This is a genomic window from Anaerotruncus sp. 1XD42-93 (assembly GCF_009917605.1).
In the GTDB taxonomy this organism is placed as follows: Bacteria; Bacillota; Clostridia; order Oscillospirales; family Ruminococcaceae; genus Anaerotruncus.
In genome coordinates this window covers 12,555-30,781 of record NZ_QZEG01000018.1, presented here as the reverse complement: position 1 = coordinate 30,781, position 18,227 = coordinate 12,555, and the positions used below count along the sequence as shown (strand labels likewise).

Genomic DNA, 18,227 nt, shown 5'->3' with positions numbered 1-18,227 from the left:
TGGTTCTTCTTCACAACATACAGAATTCCTGTTCGGAGAGACGGGACAATCGCCCGGGACACGGAGCAGCTAAAATTTTACAGTCACCTCCAATACTGACAAAATCCTGCCTCCATGTCGCCCCGCTCTTTACCAGTTTACCATCTTTTGCAACATTAAACAAGACAACTCTGAAAAAATCATGGAGATGTTTTTTCGCAGGGTTTGTGCAAAATTTCCTCATTCTCCCAGCCCCACAAAAACAGCGATGCAGACAGCAGATCGGCACACCCTCCCGGAGAGAGGTTCTGTTGGATAAACGCCTGGTCCAAAGCTGCAATATCCTCCATTTCCGGCAGAGGGCTGCGTTCCAGCAGCCGGGCACAGTCCTCCGCCGCTCTTTTGGCAGCAGGCTGCCCACCCCGGGCGATCATATTGGTGTCGGTTACCTTCGCGATCAGGTGAAGCAGCGCGACAGCCCCTGCATCGTTTCGGCTTCGGCCGGAGTCCAGCGCCCTCTGGAACGCAGGGAGGGCAATCTCAGAGACCCCCGGAAAACCCCGGGCCGCTTCCCCTCGGACCCCGGCCAACCCCTGCCGCAGATAGAGCTTTTGTCCAGTGGTATGGGCGGTTTCATCGCTCAGGCCCGCAAAATCCGCTTCTACCGCAGCGGTCGCCATGGCGGAACATTCCGCCAGTATGGCTTTTGGATCCCGGCAGGGATTGTCCGCCCGCCACAGCCGCCCCACAGCACCGCAGATGGTTCCCAGTGTAAAAATTGCTCCTTTGTGGGTATTGATGCCGCCTGTAGCGGCAAACATGGTGCGTTCCGCGCTCTGACCGGCCTGTTTCAGGGCCTGAAAAGTATCTGACGGGGTGCCTTTTGCCGTATCCTGGCCGATTTGCACACAGCGGGACCAATAGGGGGCCAAAGCTGCGGCACTGGCAAGAAAGGTGAAAAGGTCCATATCCCGGTGGCTACCGTTGTTTGCCCGATCTACGAGGCCCGGCTTGGGCGTGATGCAGACCTCTTCCAGCAGGGCTCTTGTCGCCAGCGCAGCGACAGTTTCCCGGTCCGCAGCGGCGAAGTGCTCCTCCATGATGCGCAGAGTCGCCTTTTGAAGCGTTTCCACCGAATGGACCCGCCGGGAGGCGCACCCTCTCCCCTCCGCACCGCAGACGATGCAGTTGCGGGAGCCGCCTCCAACCTCTTCCCGATCCAGTTTGCGGCCATCCGGAGCCAGGACATCCATATCGAACAGCCTGCCCAGCCCGGTACTGTCTTCGATCGAAACACATAGCGCCTTCACTTCCCGGGCTGTTCCTTTCACTGCATACCGCGCCTCACAACCGGTGGGAGCCAGCAGCTCCTGACGAGCCAATACAGGGAGCTTCGCTGCCTGTAGGCTGGCCTCCAACTGTCCCTGCCCCGCCCGGAACGACCGTCGGATCAGGGGGGAATCTTTGACCGGTCCGGCGATGTTCAGGGTGAAGGAGATGACCGGTACCCCATATTTTTCAAGCAGGGCGTTCTGATGCCATACCCTGTTTTCCCTGGCCTCCAACACTTCTGTCAATGTCACTTCCCGTTCCATTGTCCGCTCCTTTCAATAGTGGATCACATCTTCACAGGCCCGGATGGCAGCAATTACCGGCTTGGCCTCGGGCGAGGCAAAATAGTCCCAGGTTGTTTTGGGCACCAAAGGACCGATCTCCCCCAGCCGCCCATCATGAATCCATCTTCTGACTGTACTGGCGCTCACCGGCTGTCCATCGTGTTCCAGACGCGGGATCACCCGGCACTGGATGCCAAGTTCCGGCAGGCGCCGGACCATCTCCCCATTATACAGGGCTGTGACGCGGCTGCTCTTCTCCTCCCCTACATAGCGGTATCTGATGTTCAGGCAGGGGGCGATCTTTCCAAAGACCTCCAGATCCAAAGCAGCGTGGGCATGGATGACCGAATCCGCATCCTTTAAAAAATAACTGGGAAAGGTGGCCCCGCTGATGATGTAGGGGCCAGATTCATGGCAGATTACATTGGGCAGATGGGACACCCCCGCCTGTACCAGACGCCGGCGGACAGTGGAAGGGATGGGGCCGGCCTCTTCACTGAGGACAAACAGATGAACCGTTTCATGTGCCGCTGCGGCCCGCTCCACCAGATGCAGGTGGCCCAGTGTGAAGGGGTTCGCATTCATAACGACCGCGGCCGCCTCCCCTTCCCGCCGCATCTGTTCCAGTGCTGTGCAGTAGTCGGAAAAACCCCGGCGGCGGTTCTCCAGAAAGACCAGACGGTCCTCTACCCGCGCAATCTCATAAAACCCAAGATCACAAAAAAATCTGGCACTCTGCGGCTTGGTGTATAGGAACAGGTGGGTGTTCCCGCGTTCCGCCTGAACCTCCATCAGGTGGCTTACCACCTGGTTGAGCAGCCCTTCCCCCTGGCGCCTCCGATCCACCGCCAGGCAGCGGATGGTATTCCCAAAACAGCTTCCTGTGGCAGCCAGCTTCCAATCCGCATCAAAAAGGCCGCAGGTGTAGTCCAGATTTCCGTCCCGGCAGATTCCCTCCTGCTCCAGAAGTGCGTCCAGCTGCCGTTGGGCGCGTGTGTCTTTTGGGGAAACCGCAATCAATGTATCTGCCATAAAATTCACCTCATATCAGCAGTGTGGGATCGCCGCAGGCTGGAAAAGACCCATCCTGATGTTTTCCAGCGTTTTCATTATAACAGAGGGCGGTTGCTAAAAAAAGTCCCCTGACGCAGCAACCGACGAACGCCAGGGGAAACAAGAAAAGGAGAGCGCTTACAGAGGCATGATACCCAGCAGAATAGCCACCAGCATACACAGGATGGAGAAGCCCCAGACATAGGGGAAACTGTTCTTGATATGGTCCTTGATGTCCACATCGGCCAGGCCAACGCCCAGGAGGGTGGCGGGTACCATAGGACTGATAAAGGTGGCGCAGTTGCGGCAGACCACCATTGCCACAGCGATAGGCAGGGCGGCGATGCCGAATCCTTCGCCGATACCGATCATAACAGGGAGCATACCGTAGAAGTAGCTGTCGGTATCGAAAGCCAGCGCCAAAGGTACAGACAGGATGCCGATTACAATGGGCAGGTGACGGCCCAGGAAAGCGGGCAGGACCATCTTGATGAGGTTGGACATGCAGGTGACTACACTGGCAACCTCCACGTCATTGACCGTGACGCTCTTGACCAGCACGCCCATGAGAACAGCGGCGCCCATCAGGGTGGAGCACATCATCAAAGCGGGAGCGGCATGGCTGTTGATGATCTGTTTGTGGGCCTTGGCGGTAAACCCATAGTTGATCAGCAGTGAAGCGGCCACGCCCAGCATGAAGGGCACATAACTGGGGAATTTATCCCAGATCAGCAGGGCGATTACAGCGACCGTGAGCAGGACATTGACCGCGAAAAGACCGGGGCGAGACAGCTCGTTCTTCGCTTCCTGGGCAGCCTCATCCAGCACCACCTCGCCTTCCAGCTGGGCCAGGCTACCGTTGAGGCCCGCACCCCGTTTCCGTTCCTGAATACCGGCCAAAACAGCATGGGCCAGACACAGAGCGATACCAAATGCCTGGATGGGGAGCAGCGTGCTCCAAAGCTGGCTGGCCTCTATGCCCAGCACAGTGGCGGCGCGGGCGGTGGGACCGGACCAGGGCATCAGATTGAGTACGCCCATCGCCAGCACACTCACACGCAGCAGGGTAGCGGGGCGCATGTGCATCTTCCTGTAGACCGGCAGCATGGCGGGAACCACAATACAGAAGGTGGAGGCCCCGCCACCGTCCAGATGGCCGATGAGGGCGATCACAGTGGTCATGACGGTAACGCCTACAACACTGTTGCCCACCACCTTCATCAATTTTCCAATGATAACATCAAACATACCAGCATCTGTCATAATCCCAAAATATAGTACGCTGAATACAAACAGAGCCGCAGTAGGGGCGGTGGACCCAAACCCGGATTTGATGAGGGAGCCTACATTCCCCATGGTATAGTAACCGCCCAATACGAGGACAACCGCCAGGGTAAAGGGGAAAACGATAAAAGCAATGCTTGGAAGGGTGCGGCTCCGGAACAGTGTCACCACAATAGCGATGATGCACAGGAAGCCGAGAATACCTACCATAGTCTCAGTCATAATCTGTAACCTCTTTCTGTTTGATTTCTGTTAGTCCAGCGCAAACGGCCTGATCTTCCGCACGACATCCAGAATAGTCCCATCCCGGGCTTCCAGTACGGCCACCACCTGGTCCTCCCATTCCAGATCGTCCGGAGTCCCCACCAGCGCATACGCCTTCTCTTTTAACGTCTCAATGCCCACATGGGGAATCCCAGCCGCGTCCAGGCACTGGATCAGGTCCGGCCGCAGAGGGTTGACAGCGATACCGTAGTCGGTGACCAGCACATCCACACAGTCCCCGGGGGTCGTGACGGTGACTACATGCTCACAGACGGTGGCCATCCGCCCCCGGACCAGAGGAGTGACGATGATACAGCACTTGCTCCCGGCCGCCGCATCCGGATGCCCGCCGGGGGCGCCGCGGAGGACACCGTCCGAGCCGGTGAGAACATTTACATTGAAGCTGGTGTCGATCTCCAGCGCGGCCAATACCACAAAGTCAAGCTTGTTCACGAAAGCCCCTTTGTTTGCGGGATTGGCGTACTGGCTGGCGCTCATCTCAAAGTGTCCGGGGGTCTGGTGGATCGAGTTCACCCCATCCAGATCGAAGTCCTGAACGTCAATCACCTTGCCTACCTTGCCCTTTTTCAGCAGTTCCACCATAGGCCCGCAGATACCGCCGATGGCCCAGCCCATCCGGATTCCACGGTCATCCATATACTGTTCCAGAAACAGGTTGGCCGCGAGGGAAGGCCCGCCCACGCCGGTTTGGAACGAAAACCCATCCTTGAAGTAGGGGGTGGAGGCGATCACCTTTGCGACATCCTCTGCCATCATCAGGTCACGGGGATTCTGGGAGATGCGTGCTGCGGCCGAGGCGATCTTCTGCGGGTTGCCGATCGAGTCCACCACCACGACCGCATCCACGTCGATGGCTTCTACGCTGGCGGGCATGTTGGGAAAATCCACCAGGCAGTCGGTGATGACCACCACATGATCGGCATATCTGGCGTCGGTCATGGCGTAGCCGAGGCTTCCACAGTTGGACTTGCCGCCGATCCCCCGGCAGTTGCCCATACAGTCGCTGGTAGGGGCGGCGATAAAGGCGATGTCGATGTGCACTTCGCCCCCCTCAATCGCCCGGGGACGTCCGCCATGGCTGCGGATCACCGCGGGGGTCTTCAGCTTTCCAGCGGACACGACCTCCCCCATCCGGCCCCGGATGCCGGAAGTCTGGATCCCCACCACCTTACCCGCCTCGATATAATCGGCAATAGGGTCGTGGGCCGAACCCAGGCTGGTGGCTGCGATGGTCAGTTCTTCCAGTCCCAGCTGCTCAATAGCGGTCTGCATCACCATGTTTACCACATAGTCCCCATCCCGGAGATGGTGGTGGAACGAAAAGGTCATACCATTTGCGGCTTTGCACTGCCGAAGCGCCTGTGCGATGGATTCCACCACCTTGCTTTCCTGCGGCTTCTCGCAGCGCCGGGTCTTTGGGGCGGCTTTCTGGATGTATCTGCCGTCCATGTGGTCTTTCCCCTGATAAACTTCCCGCCCCCCGGTCAACAGGGCATCGGGAATTTCCCTTCCAACTGCATTTTTCATATCAGATCCCCCTCATACATACCACAGGCCCGCGCCAGACGCAGCGTACGTTCGGCGCCGGGAATAAAGGCAATGTCGATCATCTTGCCGTCCACAGTGAACACGCCCACCCCGGCGGCAGACTGCTCCCGGTAGGCCAGCAGGATTTTTTCCGCCTGCATGACCTCTTTTTCAGTGGGGGCAAAAACCTGATGGACAAACCGAATCTGTCTGGGGTTGATGAGGCTTTTTCCATCAAACCCCATCGCCTTGTTTTGCAGGACTTCGGCCTCGAACCCTTCCTGATCGTCCAGATTGGTGAATACGGTGTCAAAGCACTGGATTCCCGCAGCGCGGGCAGCCAGCAGCATCTGTCCGCGGGCGAACAGCATATCCACACCATCCCGCTGCGGGGTGGTCTGCATACATTTCCGGAAATCACCGCCCGAGATCGCCACCCCAAACATCCGCTCGGATGCGGAACAGATTTCGTAGGCATTCAGCACCCCCTTGGGGCTTTCCAGCGCGGCCATCAACAGGGTCCTCCCCTGCTCCACACCAAACTCCCGCTCGGCTTCCTCCACCGCGCGTTCTATGGTGTGCACATCATCGGCGCTCTCGCACTTTGCGATGCGGATTCCGTCGGCTCCGCCGGCCACGCACACCCGGACATCCTCCCGCCAATGGGGGGTATCCAGACCATTGATGCGTACGATCACCTCGGTGTCACCATAGTCGATCGACCGTAAAGCGTGGTATAGGGAGAAACGTGCGGCGTCCTTCTGGTTCTCGGCCACCGCATCTTCCAAATCCAGCATGATGGAATCAGCGCCATAGATATAAGCATCTTTGATCAGCCCCGGTTTCTGTGCATTCATGAACATCATGGTGCGGCGCAGCCGGAACCGTTCGGGTCTTGGACGGGGAATCATCTTACCGCACCTCCCCAGGGGATATTTGCGGCCGACTGGCCGCAGCTGCGGAACACCGCACATTCCACCCTCGCTTTCAGGGTACAGTCCAGCGCCCCTTTATCCACGACGGTTACACGGGCGCTGGCAACGCCCAGCCGTTCCAGCGTCTCTAAAATGGTGGCTTTGATCTGCCGCCCATACTGATTCATGACGCTGCTGGTAAGGGTCAGCTCAATACCCGCTGTGCCCGGCTCTATTGTCACTTGCGCATCGCTGGATTCCATTGTTCCGGCAATGGCTGGCTTCAAAATTTCCATCTCCTGTGCCTCCTTATAAAATGGGGTCTTTCCGCTCTTTGATGGCAATAGTTTAACATGCATCCTCATTAGGGACAAATAGAATTTTTCTGCATTTTATATAACTTTTTTCTTATGAAACCCGCTATAGATTGACTTATATAGAGATTATGTTATGATGTAAAGCAGATGCAGGCCATACCATTTGGACGTTTTGCAACAAACCGGGGAGGATTTTTCTATGAACCTGAAACAGGCCCATTATATCCGCACCATCGCGCAGGAAGGCAGTATCACCGCCGCCGCAAAAAAGCTCTATATCAGCCAGCCTTCCCTGAGCCAGATGCTCAAACAGGTGGAGGCCGAACTGGGGGTCTCGCTGTTCGACCGGAGCGTGTCCCCCTTCCGGCCCACCTTCGCAGGGGAAAAATATCTGCAAACTGCCGGGATCATCCTGGCCGCCAGCCAGCGCCTGGAAACCCAGATCCAGGCGATCCGGGAGGAGAACAGCGGCCGGCTCCGGCTGGGGATCAGCGTCCAGCGCGCCATGCAGGTGCTTCCGCTGGCTCTGCCATGGTTCATGGCCCAGTTTCCCCATGTGCTTCTGGAGATCACCGAGCGGGGAAGCGCCCATCTGGAGGAACTGGTCCTCCAGGGCCAGGTAGACCTGGCTCTGGCCGCGATCGAATCTACCAGCCCCCGCCTATCCTACGAGCTGATCGAACGGGAAGTGATCGGCATTCTGGCAGGGAAACGCTCCCATTTGGCTGCCCGCTATCCGGACGGGACCCCCATCACTTTGGATATGGCTGGAGAAGAAACGTTCGTAAGCCTGAAAAAAGGCCACAGCGTCCGGGTGGTCCAGGATGACCTGTTCCGGCGTTGTGGCCTGATGCCGCATATTCTGCTTGAAACCGATTCTCTGGAGGTCGCCCGGCGGGTAGCCTTGGGGACCGGGAGCTGTATGCTCTGCTCCAATATTTATGTAGACGGCCCAACCCGCCGCCATGGGGCCTTTTATCCGCTTCTGGATTACGAGAACCACCGGCATTTTTATGCCTGCTATCCCAGAGAGGAAAAACTCCCTCGTTATTCTGTCGAGTTTATCCAGATTGTAACCCGCGTGCTCCAGCAGGAAGACTTTTATCATTGATGCGCTTGTTTCCAAGTCGTCCGGCGATCACCGAAAAAAGTTGCACAAAATTCAAAGAAAGAATTTGTGGAGCGGGTTTTCCTCCATCCCCACCAGTTCCCTGATAAGTTCTAGCAAGTGGACTGCATGTTCCGAGGGCCTGCTGCCCCTGGGGTACGCCGCCGAAAAATCGGCGGACAGCTGCCGCTCCCCCACCGAGAAAACCTGGGGTGTCTGAATAAACCGCATATCCCGCAGGTAGCTTTTCAGGCAGAAGGAAACACCAAGGCCGCTTGCCGTCATCTGGGCGGCTGTCTCGATATTGCGGATCAGAGTGGTGCGATGGGGGGTTACCCCTGCCTGCCGCAGCAGCTCATCGGAATATTGACGCAGGCTCTGGTCGTTGTGCTGTAGGATAAAAACTTCCTGTTGAAACAGTTTCAGGTCGATCCACGGGCAGGCAAACCCCTCCCGGTATTTCGCATAGCCGCACAAGGGGTGGTCCCTTGGCGCCAGAAAAAGCACCGGATCGTGGTCTAAAAGGGTATATTCGAACTTTTGATCGGGCTGGACCGCATTGCACAGCATCAGGTCAAGCTGGTCGGTGCTCAGAAGCTCCCCCATGGTTTTGATGTTGCCTTCATAGATCACAAGCTCTACATGCGGATAGAGGTTCTGGAAGGTTTTCAACACCGATGGCACCAGCTGTGGAGAGCGCCGTATGGGGAAGCCCACCCGCAGGCGTCCCCGATGCCCATGCAGCACAAGGTCATGCTGGATGTCAAATTCTGCCCCAAGCGCCAGTATTTTTCGGGCTTTTTCCAGATATACCTCCCCCAGATAGGTGGGCACCAGCCTCTTCCCGGTACGTTCAAACAGCGGGTATCCCAGCCCGTTCTCCACAGAGGACAAATAGGAGGACAGGGCTGGCTGGGTCACCCCGAGACGGTTTGCGGCCCGGGTCATGCTGCCGCAGTCGGCCAGTGTCACAATATAGTGCTGCTCCTTCAGATTCATAAAACAGCCTCCTCCGCGTACCAACCATAAGTTTTTCTTATACCACCTAAAAAGCGAGATGATTTGCGTTATTCTGCCATTCCATTATACTGAATGTCAGGAAAAGCGGCAAGGCTTTTCTGCGTTGGTGTCCTGATAAAGCTGTCAGGCTGGGAACCTCTGGTTGGGAAGCGGTGAGTCCCCTGCCCGGCAGGACCAAGAAGAGGAGGAAAGAAACTTATGGAACCAAAAGCAAAAAAAGCATTTAAAATGCCACACACACTGGTCATCATCTTCGTCATCATCCTGGCTGCTGTTGTGCTGACCTGGCTCATCCCGTCCGGCGAATATGTGCGGGTTGAAGACGCGGCTACCGGGAAAAAACTGATTGACCCGAGCAGCTTCCATCTTGTGGAGAGCACACCCGTCACCCCTTGGGCCATCATGGACTATGTGGTCACCGGGTTTTCCAAATCCATCGACCTGATTCTGGTCATCCTGTTTGCAGGCGGCGCATTCCATATGGTGACCGAGAGCGGCGCGCTTCAGGCATCGGTGGCCAAGGTGGCAAGAAGGTTTTCCTCGCGGCTATACATCTTCATCCCGATTCTGACGCTGGTGTTCACAGCCATCGGCACCTCCCAGGGCGTGAACCTGTTTATCCCCTTTGTTCCCATCACCCTGATGCTCTCCTACGCACTGGGGCTTGACTCGATTGTGGGCGTGGGCATCATCCTTCTGGGCGGCGCTATCGGGTTCTCCACCGGCACCCTTCAGATCAATACCACCCTTGTTGCGCAGGAGATCGCTGGTCTGCAGCCCTACTCCGGCATCGGATACCGGTTCGTATGCCTGGTGGTATTCTATGTTATCACGAATGCCTATCTGATCCGCTATGCCATGAAAATCCAGAAAGACCCCCAGCTGAGTCCCATGTATGAGCTGGACCAGCAGAACGAGATGAAAAACAATGCGGACCTGGATTCCTTCGGCACCATGACCTGGCGGCGCTGGGCGATCCTGGCAGTCGTGGTCGGCGCGCTCGGTCTCATCGTCTACGGGGGCCTGAACCTGGATTGGGAAATGGCCAACTTTGCGGCCATGTTCCTGTGGTTGACGGTAATTGTCGGCCTGCTCGACAAGAAAGGCCCTTCCGCCATCGCCAAGGGTCTGGTGGTTGGATGCAAGACGATGCTGGGCGCGGCCCTGATTATCGGCCTGGCCCGGGCGATCGCCGCGGTCCTCTCCGCCGGCGGAATCATCGACACCATCGTCTATGCGATGGCGGGTGTCCTGAACGTGGTGCCCTCCTTCCTTCAAGCCCCTGTGATGTTCCTGCTCAACATCGTCATCAACTGCTTCATCACCTCCGGTTCCGGTCAGGCCGCAGTGGTCATGCCTCTGTTCCTGCCTGTGGCCGATCTGGTCGGCATGACCCGCCAGACCGCGATTCTCGCTTTTAACTTTGGAGACGGCTTCTGCAACTATGTCCTGCCTACCTCCACCGCTCTGATGGGGTTGATCGGTGCGGCCAACGTACCCTATGACAAGTGGATGAAATTCATGTGGAAGCTGTTCCTGATCTGGTGTGTAACCGGCTGCGTCCTGGTCAGCATTGCACAGTTTATCCGTTTGGCCTGATAACCTGTTTCGAATGAACCTATTGAAAAAAAAATCAGAAAATGGTTCTTTTCGGGCCTGCGGCGGGGTTGCCGCAGGCTTGAAAAATCCAAGGAGGATCCAGAAATGATGACAAAAGACGAGCTTTTCCAGACAGTTGAGAGCCAGCGTTCAGCCCTCCTGACCATGGCTGACAATATCTATGATCATCCGGAGCTGGGATTTCAGGAAGTTTCGGCAGAAAAAGCCATCACCGGCTATCTGACCCAATGTGGATTTCAGGTTGAACACGGTGTGGGAGGGATCGCCACCTCCTTTCGGGCAGTTTTTCAGAACGGAGAGGGTGGCCCTCGGATCGGGCTGTTGTGTGAGTATGACGCCCTGGAGGGGCTGGGCCACGCCTGCGGGCACCATATGCAGGGTCCTGCCATCGTGGGAGCGGCTCAGGCCCTGAAGGTATGCGCCGGAGAAATGCCCTATACTGTGGTAGTCTATGGCACGCCCGCCGAAGAGACTACCCATGGAAAACTGCGGATGCTGGAAAATGGCTGCTTTAAAGACATTGACGTGGCATTGATGATGCATGGCTCCCCCACCACCACTGTGGATGTGAAGTCGATGGCTATGTCCAGCTTTACCGTCACCTTTCACGGCAGGAAAGCCCATGCTGCCCTGAAGCCGGAGGACGGCCGCAGTGCGCTGGACGCGCTTCTTGTGGCCTTCCAGGGGGTGGAATTCCTGCGGGAGCATGTCCCGGAGGACACCCGGATGCACTATACCATTGCCCAGTCCCCCGGCCCTGCCAATGTAGTCCCGGACACCGCAATCGGGCGGTTCTCCCTGCGCTCCTACTCCCGCAAAGCGCTGGATCAGGTGGTGGAACGGTTCCGGAAAATCATTGAAGGCGCGGCGCTCATTGCCGACGTGACCTACGACCTGAAAGAAGGGGATCGGCTGGCGAATAAGATTCCGGTTCTGAAACTGAATCAGCTTCTGATGGAGAATGCAGAACTGGTTCAGGCACCCAGGCTCAGCCCTCCCCGTGAAAAAACCGGTTCTTCCGATTTCAGCAACGTTATGTATGAGGTTCCGGGAAGCTGTATACGGGTAGCCATGGTCCCGCCTGGGACATCCTCCCATTCGCTGGAGTTCCTCCAGGCGGGTAAGGGGGAAGAGGCGCACGAGGCGGTTGTGATTGCTGCAAAGGTGCTCTGCGGCGTCGCCTGCGATCTGATCCAGGAGCCGGAACGCCTGTCTGAAATCCAGATGGAATTCCAGAACAACAAGTGCACAAACCTGTAACCGGTAAGGGTGGCCCCTGCCCGAAACGCTCTGGTTGCCAGCAGGCTTATCTTCCTATAGGAAAGCCTCATAAAATCCCGTGGATTCGGCCCAATGACAGAATCCACGGGATTGCATCTTGTTGAACCATGCATACAGCACCTCCATAGAGGCAAACTACTCTTTTGCGCGGTTTCATGCGTGTCGATGGCAATACCTCTTACTTGCGAATGGAACCCGCTTCTGCTATAATTTCTTATAAAATGCAAAATGCTGAGAAGGAGGGTCATTCATGATTCGCATGATGGTTGCGGGATTCTGGGTCGCACTGATTGCCTATTTCTTTGGTGTATTTTGGGGATTGGTCGTTTTTGCAATTATGGTTTCCATGTCGCTTGGCCGGGCGATCGAGCAGACGGAACATCTACAGGATGAGCTGCGGAATTTGAGTTGGGAGGTCCGGGTACTGCGGGAGCAGGTGCGAGATATGCGCGGTGAAGACGGTATGCAAAGCGGCTCCCCGCAGCCGATGCATCGCATCGACCCGAAATGAGAGGTGTTTAACAGCTGTACTTCGGCGCAAAAATATCGCTTTTGATAGCAAAAGACGCTCATTGCGATTCTTCAAACAGTCCCTGCGCATTATAATCAAAAATGCCGCCCCGATTGGGGCGGCAGATTGTTTTTTACAAAGATGTACTTATTTGGATTTTTTGTTTGCTGCGATCGCGCCGGCAGCCGCAAGGGAAGCGATCCCTGCCATAACAGCCGCGTTGATCATGTCGCCAGCACCGGTGCCCGGGTTGTTCTTGTCGGTGTTGACGTTGCTGCCAGCATTGCTGCCGCCAGACACAACGTTCTCGTCGATAATGGTGCCGTCTTTGATCGACCTGTCGGTGACAAAGAAGGTATCGAGCTTGTTGGTACGGAACTCCAGAGTCTCATCCGCTGCATTGTAGGACGCATTCAGCTTGTAGACGCGGCCGTTCGCATAGCGGTAGAGGTTCAGGCTCTCGTAGTCGTCCACGATGTCCGAGACATCCAGCGCGACCTTACCGGTCGAGTTGAAGGACGGTTTGCCGCCGAACCGGAAGAACTTGAAGTCCTGATCCGGATATTTTGCCATGATCTCTTTGACACCAGCGTTGGTGAAGACCATGTTCTTGGTGGTCTCGTCGGTCACATTGACAGTGAACTGCCAGCCGGCACCCGCCAGAGTGACGTTCTTATAATCGTTGAGTTTCGCAATCTTGTTGAACTGCTCTTTGGTGATAACCGGACGGTTGTTGTCGATCTCGACGATATCGCCCTTGTCCAGATCATTGATATAATCGTCGTTGCTCTCGTCATAGCCGTAGGAGAATTTGACCTCCTGGCTGAATACCGAGATATTGTTGGATTTGCGGACCAGCTTGACATTGTACTTCACGTCAACCGGCTTGGTCGGGGTGGTGTCCTTGGTCTCGATGATCAGATAGTAAACGCCTTTGCGCTCCTCGATCTTGAAGGTCTTGACGCCCGAAGCGGTCACGCGGGTGTAATTGAACTTGTAGTCCTTGAGCAGCTCGTCGCTGACTGCGACCTTCGCTCTCTGGCCGCCAAACTCAACGTATGCCGGGAACCGGTACTCTCTGCCCGGCTCGAGGAGGTCTTCACCGAGGACAGTGCCGTCCTCATCCGAGTGGAAGACCAGGGAAGAGGGCTCACCCACCGGGGTCTCGTCCTCAGAGCTGGAAGAGTTGTCCGAAGAGCTGTTGTCCGAAGATGCATCCGAAGAGCTGTTATCGGAAGAAGTGTTGTCAGACGAGGTGTCGGAAGAGCTGTTGTCAGACGAAGCGTCCGAAGAGCTATTGTCCGAAGAAACATCGGAAGAGCTCGACCCGGTGTCGGCCACCTGGGCCACGTCATCCGCAAGGGCGGTCACGCCAAGGGCCATAGTCGCAGAAACTGCAAGCAGCATAGCAATCGCTTTTTTCATGGTTTAGGATCCTCCTGAAAGAAAAGTTTTGATCCGCGGCGTCCGTCGTCCGGGCCGCTTGGAACGTGTCTCAGTATAACCGGGCCACAAGACTTTTTCAAGAGGATTTTGTTACCATATTGTCATTTTTATTGTCTATAATTCATAATTTAATTTAATATATAAAATTAAAATTTGATTTTTTAAACAATTTCTAAAGATATACAGCCGATTCCACTAAACACTAGGAATAATTCTGCCATTCCTGGGCATACATCCCCGCACAAACCGTTCGGATTCGCGCCTGTTCCGATTTAAAAGCAAAAGGATCCTGTTGTTTTCCACTCGCCCACACCTGATAACAACACCCTCTATGCAGTCTGTTTTCTGCATAGAGGGTGTTCCTTTTCATCAGGACGGCGCTTCCGCAGAGGAGCCGAACCGTTCTCTGTAATCAGCCGCAGCAGGGATGGCTGCCCATATCGGCTGCCGCGCTGTTTTGCGCAGGGTCTTTCATGCAGAGATGCACTGACGCCGTTTTGAAGGTCAGCGGCAGGGCAAGGATGTTCGGGTTCGGCCCGACAAATTTTTTCTTCGCATCCTCAAGCGCTTCCTCAAAGGTCGGACGGGTTTTCAGCCCCATCCCGCGGGCATAGCCCGGCTCCTGTGCGCCCACAAGATAGATCGCCGATGTGTTCATCTCCGCGATATGGCCGCAGGCAATCATGCTGAACCCATGGAACGGATGGAACGCGTTGCAATAGCGGTACTTGCGGATATATTCCTCATTGGTCGCAAAATACTCGCCATAGCGGTTCATGTCCGGCAGCGTGTTCATCTGGTCATGCTGGAACATCTCATACATCTCCCGCAGATAAGGCCACAGCTCGTCATGGAAATAGCCGTTGCAGAGGGAGGAGCAGATAATCACACAGTGGTCGCTCATGATCCGTTTGTGGCGGATCACCTGCGCCGAAAGCGCCTGCATCAGCATGATCGGGTTGGTCCCCATCCCTTCCCCGTAGTGGAAGAACTGCGGCATCCCGAACACCAATACATCATACTTTTTCTCCGCCCAGTGGACATAGGTGCGCTTATCCGCATCCTTCCAGCTAATCGGCATCATCTCTTTGGCATAACCGCTGTAGACCGAAATCTGCCTGGATTTGGTGTCGAGCACCGCGTCGCAGCAGAAGAACTTCTTGCCCATGCATTTTTCCATATGCATACCGATTTCGTCAAACTTGGTGCGCATCAGGCTGGTGCCGCTGACCGGGACAAAGTCGGGACGGTGCATGACCTGCGGAACATGGTGGCTCGCGATCGACCGCCAATGGGTGATGCCGGTCGCGCAGTGTTTATAACCGCCCGAGTAGCCGCCGTACGGATTGCCCTGTACATGGCCGATCAGGACCGCAACATCCGCATCATAGACATATTTGTTCATGAGCACCGGGTCCCCCCGCTCGGTGGTGCCGAGATCAACCAAATGATCGTAGTCCTCGCTGTCATGGTTGATGATCTGATGGGTATACCAGAACTCGTTGAACAGCTTCTCCCCCAGTACCCCGCGAACCTCCTGCTCGGTATTCTTTCGGTGCAGGCCGTTCGAGCAGATCAGCAGGATGTCCTTTTTCTCGACACCGGCCGCATAAAGCTCGTCCAGGATCAGCGGGATGGATACCTTGCGGTGCGCGGTCGGCTGCTCCCCGCCCTTGACCCGGTCGGGGAACACGATAACGCATTTGCTGCCCTTGTGCGCCAGCTGGGAAAGCGGCTCCATACCGATCGGATTCCGGATGCTTTTGAGCGTCTCCTCGGCAATCCGGTCTTCCGGGATACAGGGCGGATCGGGCACCGTCTGCCCCGGGATAAACACATCGGTGGTGTCCGGCAGGTTTGCTGCCATTGTGCCGTGTCCATATTCAAATTCCAGTCTCATCTGTTTTCCTCCTCAAATCCCGGCCTTGCGGTAGCGCTCCGCCATCTCATCCAGTGTCACCCGCTCGACCAGCGGCGCCTTGCCCACGCAGCCAAACTCGACAATCAGTGTCCCGACCACTTCTTTCACGCCGCGCTCGATACAGCCTGTGACCGCAGACAGGTCGTCGTGGTCGATGGTGCCATACATGACCGTATCCATGATCGGCGGCAGGAATACGCGCGGATCGAATGCGGATTTGTTCGACTCGAGAAGCTCGTACATCTTCCCGACCTTTTCGCTTTTTTGCAGCTCGGGGCGGTCACGGAACAGCTCCTTGAGGTTGCGGGTGACCGCAAGCCGGATATCGGTATCCACGTTGATCTTGCCGATCCCGCACTTGGAAACCGCCTTGAGCTGATCGAGCGCGATGCCGTAGGCGTTTTTGATCTCTCCGCCGAGTGCGTTGATCTCGTCAACAATATACTGCGGGACGGTAGACGACCCATGGCTGACCAGTACACCGAAGATTCCCTCGTGCATCAGGCATTCCTTTACTGCAATCGCAATTTCCCTGCGCAGCTTGACGTCCTTCCCCTTGCTGGCGCCATGCATGGTGCCGTAGCTGATGGCGAGGCAGTCTACACCGGTCTTTTTGAAAAATTCCACCGCGTCGAGCGGATTGGTATAGGTCGAACTGGCGCTGAACACATGGTCCTCCACCCCTGCAAGCACACCCAGCTCCCCCTCGACAGTAACGCCCCGTTCGTGCGCATATTTGACCACCTCACGGGTGACCTCAATGTTCTGCTCAAACGGCAGGCTGGAACCGTCGATCATCACGCTGGTGTAACCGCCCGCAATCGCCGCCTTGCAGGAGTCGATGTCCCGACCATGGTCGAGATGGAGCGCAATCGGAATCGGGCTGGATTCCCCATACCTTTTCACCGCTGCCGCAATATTTTTTGCGCCGGCCTTCTTATCTTCAAGGGTCGCATTCATAAAATCTATGCGTCCGCCCATGAACCCGTTTGCGAGGTCAGCGCCCTGTAGGATCGCCGCGCTGCGGAACATCTCGTGCACTTCAATCGCGGCTTTCGCCTGCGCGACCGCGTTCACGTTGAACGCTCCCTGTGCGTACTGATATCTGTCGGTTGCTTCCAGAATGGCACGCAGTGGTACCAATGGCATAATGATTCCCCCTTATTGTAATCCTCTAAACGTTCCGGCCGTCCCTGACATAAACAGCCCTCCCACCGACATAGGTGGCCTTTACCTGAAGCGCTTTGTCAAGCACCACCAGGTCTGCATCCTTTCCTGGTTCGAGCGAACCCTTCCGCCCGAATATCCCCAGCATCCGCGCCGGATTCTCAGTGAGAAGCGGGAGCACCCGTTCGACCGGCTGCCCGGTGAAATGGACGAGATTGCGCAGCGCCTGGCCGGTGGTCAGCGTGCTCCCCGCACGTACACCGGTGTCAGCGAGCTTTGCATCCCCATCCTCGACCACAATATCATTCACTCCCAGCTTGTAATCGCCGTCTGGCAGGCCCGCAGCCATGATGCTGTCGGTCACCGCGATGACCCGGTCGTACCCTTTGGCTTTCAGGAGCATCCGGACGGTGGCAGGATGCAGGTGCCGCCCGTCGCAGATCGCTTCACAATAGATATCCGATTCGAGCACCGCGCCCATAATCGCCGGTTCATGCTGGTGGAACAGCCGCATTGCATTAAAAGTGTGGGTGCAGCTGGATGCGCCATTGCGGATGCAGTGCATACTGGAAGCATAATCCGCGCCCGAATGGCCAATCGCAATCCGGACCTCTTTGGAAAGGGTTTCTACCATCTCAGGAACCCCTTCAACCTCCGGGGAAACGGTGATATACCGCACCGTACCGCCCGCCGCAGCCTGGTATTTGCGGAAGAGGCCAATGTTCCCCTGCTGGAGCAGGTGCTCAGGCATTGCGCCCTTGTACTCCGATGCCAGGAACGGGCCTTCCAGATGCGCGCCGAGCAGCTGCGCCCCTTCCGTCGGGCGTCCGGATGCCTGCCGGATCTGCTCGAGACACCAGGTGGTCTGTTCCTCGGTATCGGTCAGGACGCTGGCGAGCCAGCCTGTTGTCCCTTGCGAAGCGAAAAACTTCCCGATCTTTTCCAGCCCTGCCACATCCGCAGCATTGACATCCACACCAGCAGCGCCGTGGGTATGCACATCGAGAAAGCCGGGCACCAGATAGGCGCCATCAAGATCGACCACTTCGCAGTCTGCCGAAATCCCGATGCCCAGCGCTTCGATCTTCCCATCCTTTATCAGCAGATTCCCTTCTGAAAACCTGCCATCCTTATAGAAACACGCATTTTGAAGCAATACTTTTTCCATGGTAGCTTTC

15 protein-coding genes are annotated in these 18,227 nt (G+C 56.4%); 4 read left to right on the top strand and 11 right to left on the bottom strand.

Annotation, left to right across the window (positions count from 1 at the left end):
- Positions 1 to 179: 179 nt before the first annotated feature.
- The 6 genes from citX to citD all read right to left on the bottom strand — a co-directional run bounded on the left by citX (position 180) and on the right by citD (position 6,954).
- Positions 180 to 1,574: a citrate lyase holo-[acyl-carrier protein] synthase gene (gene citX / locus D5269_RS08705; protein ID WP_120484802.1), complete on the bottom strand. Its 1,395-nt coding sequence runs from the start codon at positions 1,572 to 1,574 to the stop codon at positions 180 to 182.
- Positions 1,575 to 1,586: 12 nt separating this feature from the next.
- Entirely contained in the window at positions 1,587 to 2,627 is a 1,041-nt protein-coding gene (citC, locus tag D5269_RS08700; RefSeq protein ID WP_120484801.1) for a [citrate (pro-3S)-lyase] ligase, read from the bottom strand.
- A 159-nt stretch (positions 2,628 to 2,786) separates the two neighbouring features.
- Complete coding sequence (locus D5269_RS08695; protein ID WP_120484800.1) at positions 2,787 to 4,154, bottom strand: SLC13 family permease; 1,368 nt, start codon at positions 4,152 to 4,154, stop codon at positions 2,787 to 2,789.
- A gap of 30 nt (positions 4,155 to 4,184) precedes the next feature.
- Positions 4,185 to 5,744 carry a citrate lyase subunit alpha gene (citF, locus tag D5269_RS08690; RefSeq protein WP_120484799.1) on the bottom strand — a complete coding sequence of 520 codons (1,560 nt, stop codon included), beginning with the start codon at positions 5,742 to 5,744 and terminating at the stop codon, positions 4,185 to 4,187.
- The gene (locus D5269_RS08685) at positions 5,741 to 6,655 is read right to left on the bottom strand and encodes an aldolase/citrate lyase family protein (RefSeq protein ID WP_120484798.1); all 915 of its coding nucleotides are present in this window, start codon (positions 6,653 to 6,655) and stop codon (positions 5,741 to 5,743) included. The genes citF and D5269_RS08685 overlap by 4 nt, the downstream gene beginning before the upstream one ends.
- Positions 6,652 to 6,954, bottom strand: a complete 303-nt coding sequence (gene citD, locus D5269_RS08680; protein WP_120484797.1) for a citrate lyase acyl carrier protein — start codon at positions 6,952 to 6,954, stop codon at positions 6,652 to 6,654. Before citD ends, D5269_RS08685 begins: the two co-directional genes overlap by 4 nt.
- Before the next feature lie 220 nt (positions 6,955 to 7,174).
- On the opposite strand from citD, the gene D5269_RS08675 reads away from it, so the two are divergent.
- Positions 7,175 to 8,086 carry a LysR family transcriptional regulator gene (locus D5269_RS08675; protein ID WP_016315018.1) on the top strand — a complete coding sequence of 304 codons (912 nt, stop codon included), beginning with the start codon at positions 7,175 to 7,177 and terminating at the stop codon, positions 8,084 to 8,086.
- Positions 8,087 to 8,137: 51 nt separating this feature from the next.
- Here D5269_RS08675 and D5269_RS08670 read toward each other — a convergent pair whose 3' ends face one another.
- Positions 8,138 to 9,082, bottom strand: a complete 945-nt coding sequence (locus D5269_RS08670) for a LysR family transcriptional regulator (protein WP_120484796.1) — start codon at positions 9,080 to 9,082, stop codon at positions 8,138 to 8,140.
- A 219-nt stretch (positions 9,083 to 9,301) separates the two neighbouring features.
- Between D5269_RS08670 and D5269_RS08665 the strand changes: the two genes are divergently transcribed.
- From D5269_RS08665 to D5269_RS08655, 3 genes are all read left to right on the top strand, one after another.
- Positions 9,302 to 10,702: a Na+/H+ antiporter NhaC family protein gene (locus D5269_RS08665; protein WP_120484795.1), complete on the top strand. Its 1,401-nt coding sequence runs from the start codon at positions 9,302 to 9,304 to the stop codon at positions 10,700 to 10,702.
- A 105-nt stretch (positions 10,703 to 10,807) separates the two neighbouring features.
- Positions 10,808 to 11,983: a M20 family metallopeptidase gene (locus D5269_RS08660; RefSeq protein WP_347707291.1), complete on the top strand. Its 1,176-nt coding sequence runs from the start codon at positions 10,808 to 10,810 to the stop codon at positions 11,981 to 11,983.
- Positions 11,984 to 12,254: 271 nt separating this feature from the next.
- The gene (locus D5269_RS08655; protein WP_120484794.1) at positions 12,255 to 12,515 is read left to right on the top strand and encodes a hypothetical protein; all 261 of its coding nucleotides are present in this window, start codon (positions 12,255 to 12,257) and stop codon (positions 12,513 to 12,515) included.
- A gap of 147 nt (positions 12,516 to 12,662) precedes the next feature.
- On the opposite strand, the gene D5269_RS08650 is transcribed toward D5269_RS08655, so the two are convergent.
- From D5269_RS08650 to nagA, 4 genes are all read right to left on the bottom strand, one after another.
- A complete protein-coding gene (locus tag D5269_RS08650) occupies positions 12,663 to 13,940 on the bottom strand; it encodes a hypothetical protein (RefSeq protein WP_120484793.1) in 1,278 nt (425 codons plus the stop codon).
- A gap of 433 nt (positions 13,941 to 14,373) precedes the next feature.
- On the bottom strand, positions 14,374 to 15,861 hold the full coding sequence (locus D5269_RS08645; RefSeq protein WP_016315012.1) for a lactate racemase domain-containing protein: 1,488 nt from the start codon (positions 15,859 to 15,861) through the stop codon (positions 14,374 to 14,376).
- 12 nt (positions 15,862 to 15,873) lie between these two features.
- Complete coding sequence (locus D5269_RS08640) at positions 15,874 to 17,031, bottom strand: class II fructose-bisphosphate aldolase (RefSeq protein ID WP_016315011.1); 1,158 nt, start codon at positions 17,029 to 17,031, stop codon at positions 15,874 to 15,876.
- 25 nt (positions 17,032 to 17,056) lie between these two features.
- On the bottom strand, positions 17,057 to 18,217 hold the full coding sequence (gene nagA, locus D5269_RS08635) for an N-acetylglucosamine-6-phosphate deacetylase (RefSeq protein ID WP_120484792.1): 1,161 nt from the start codon (positions 18,215 to 18,217) through the stop codon (positions 17,057 to 17,059).
- Positions 18,218 to 18,227: the final 10 nt, after the last annotated feature.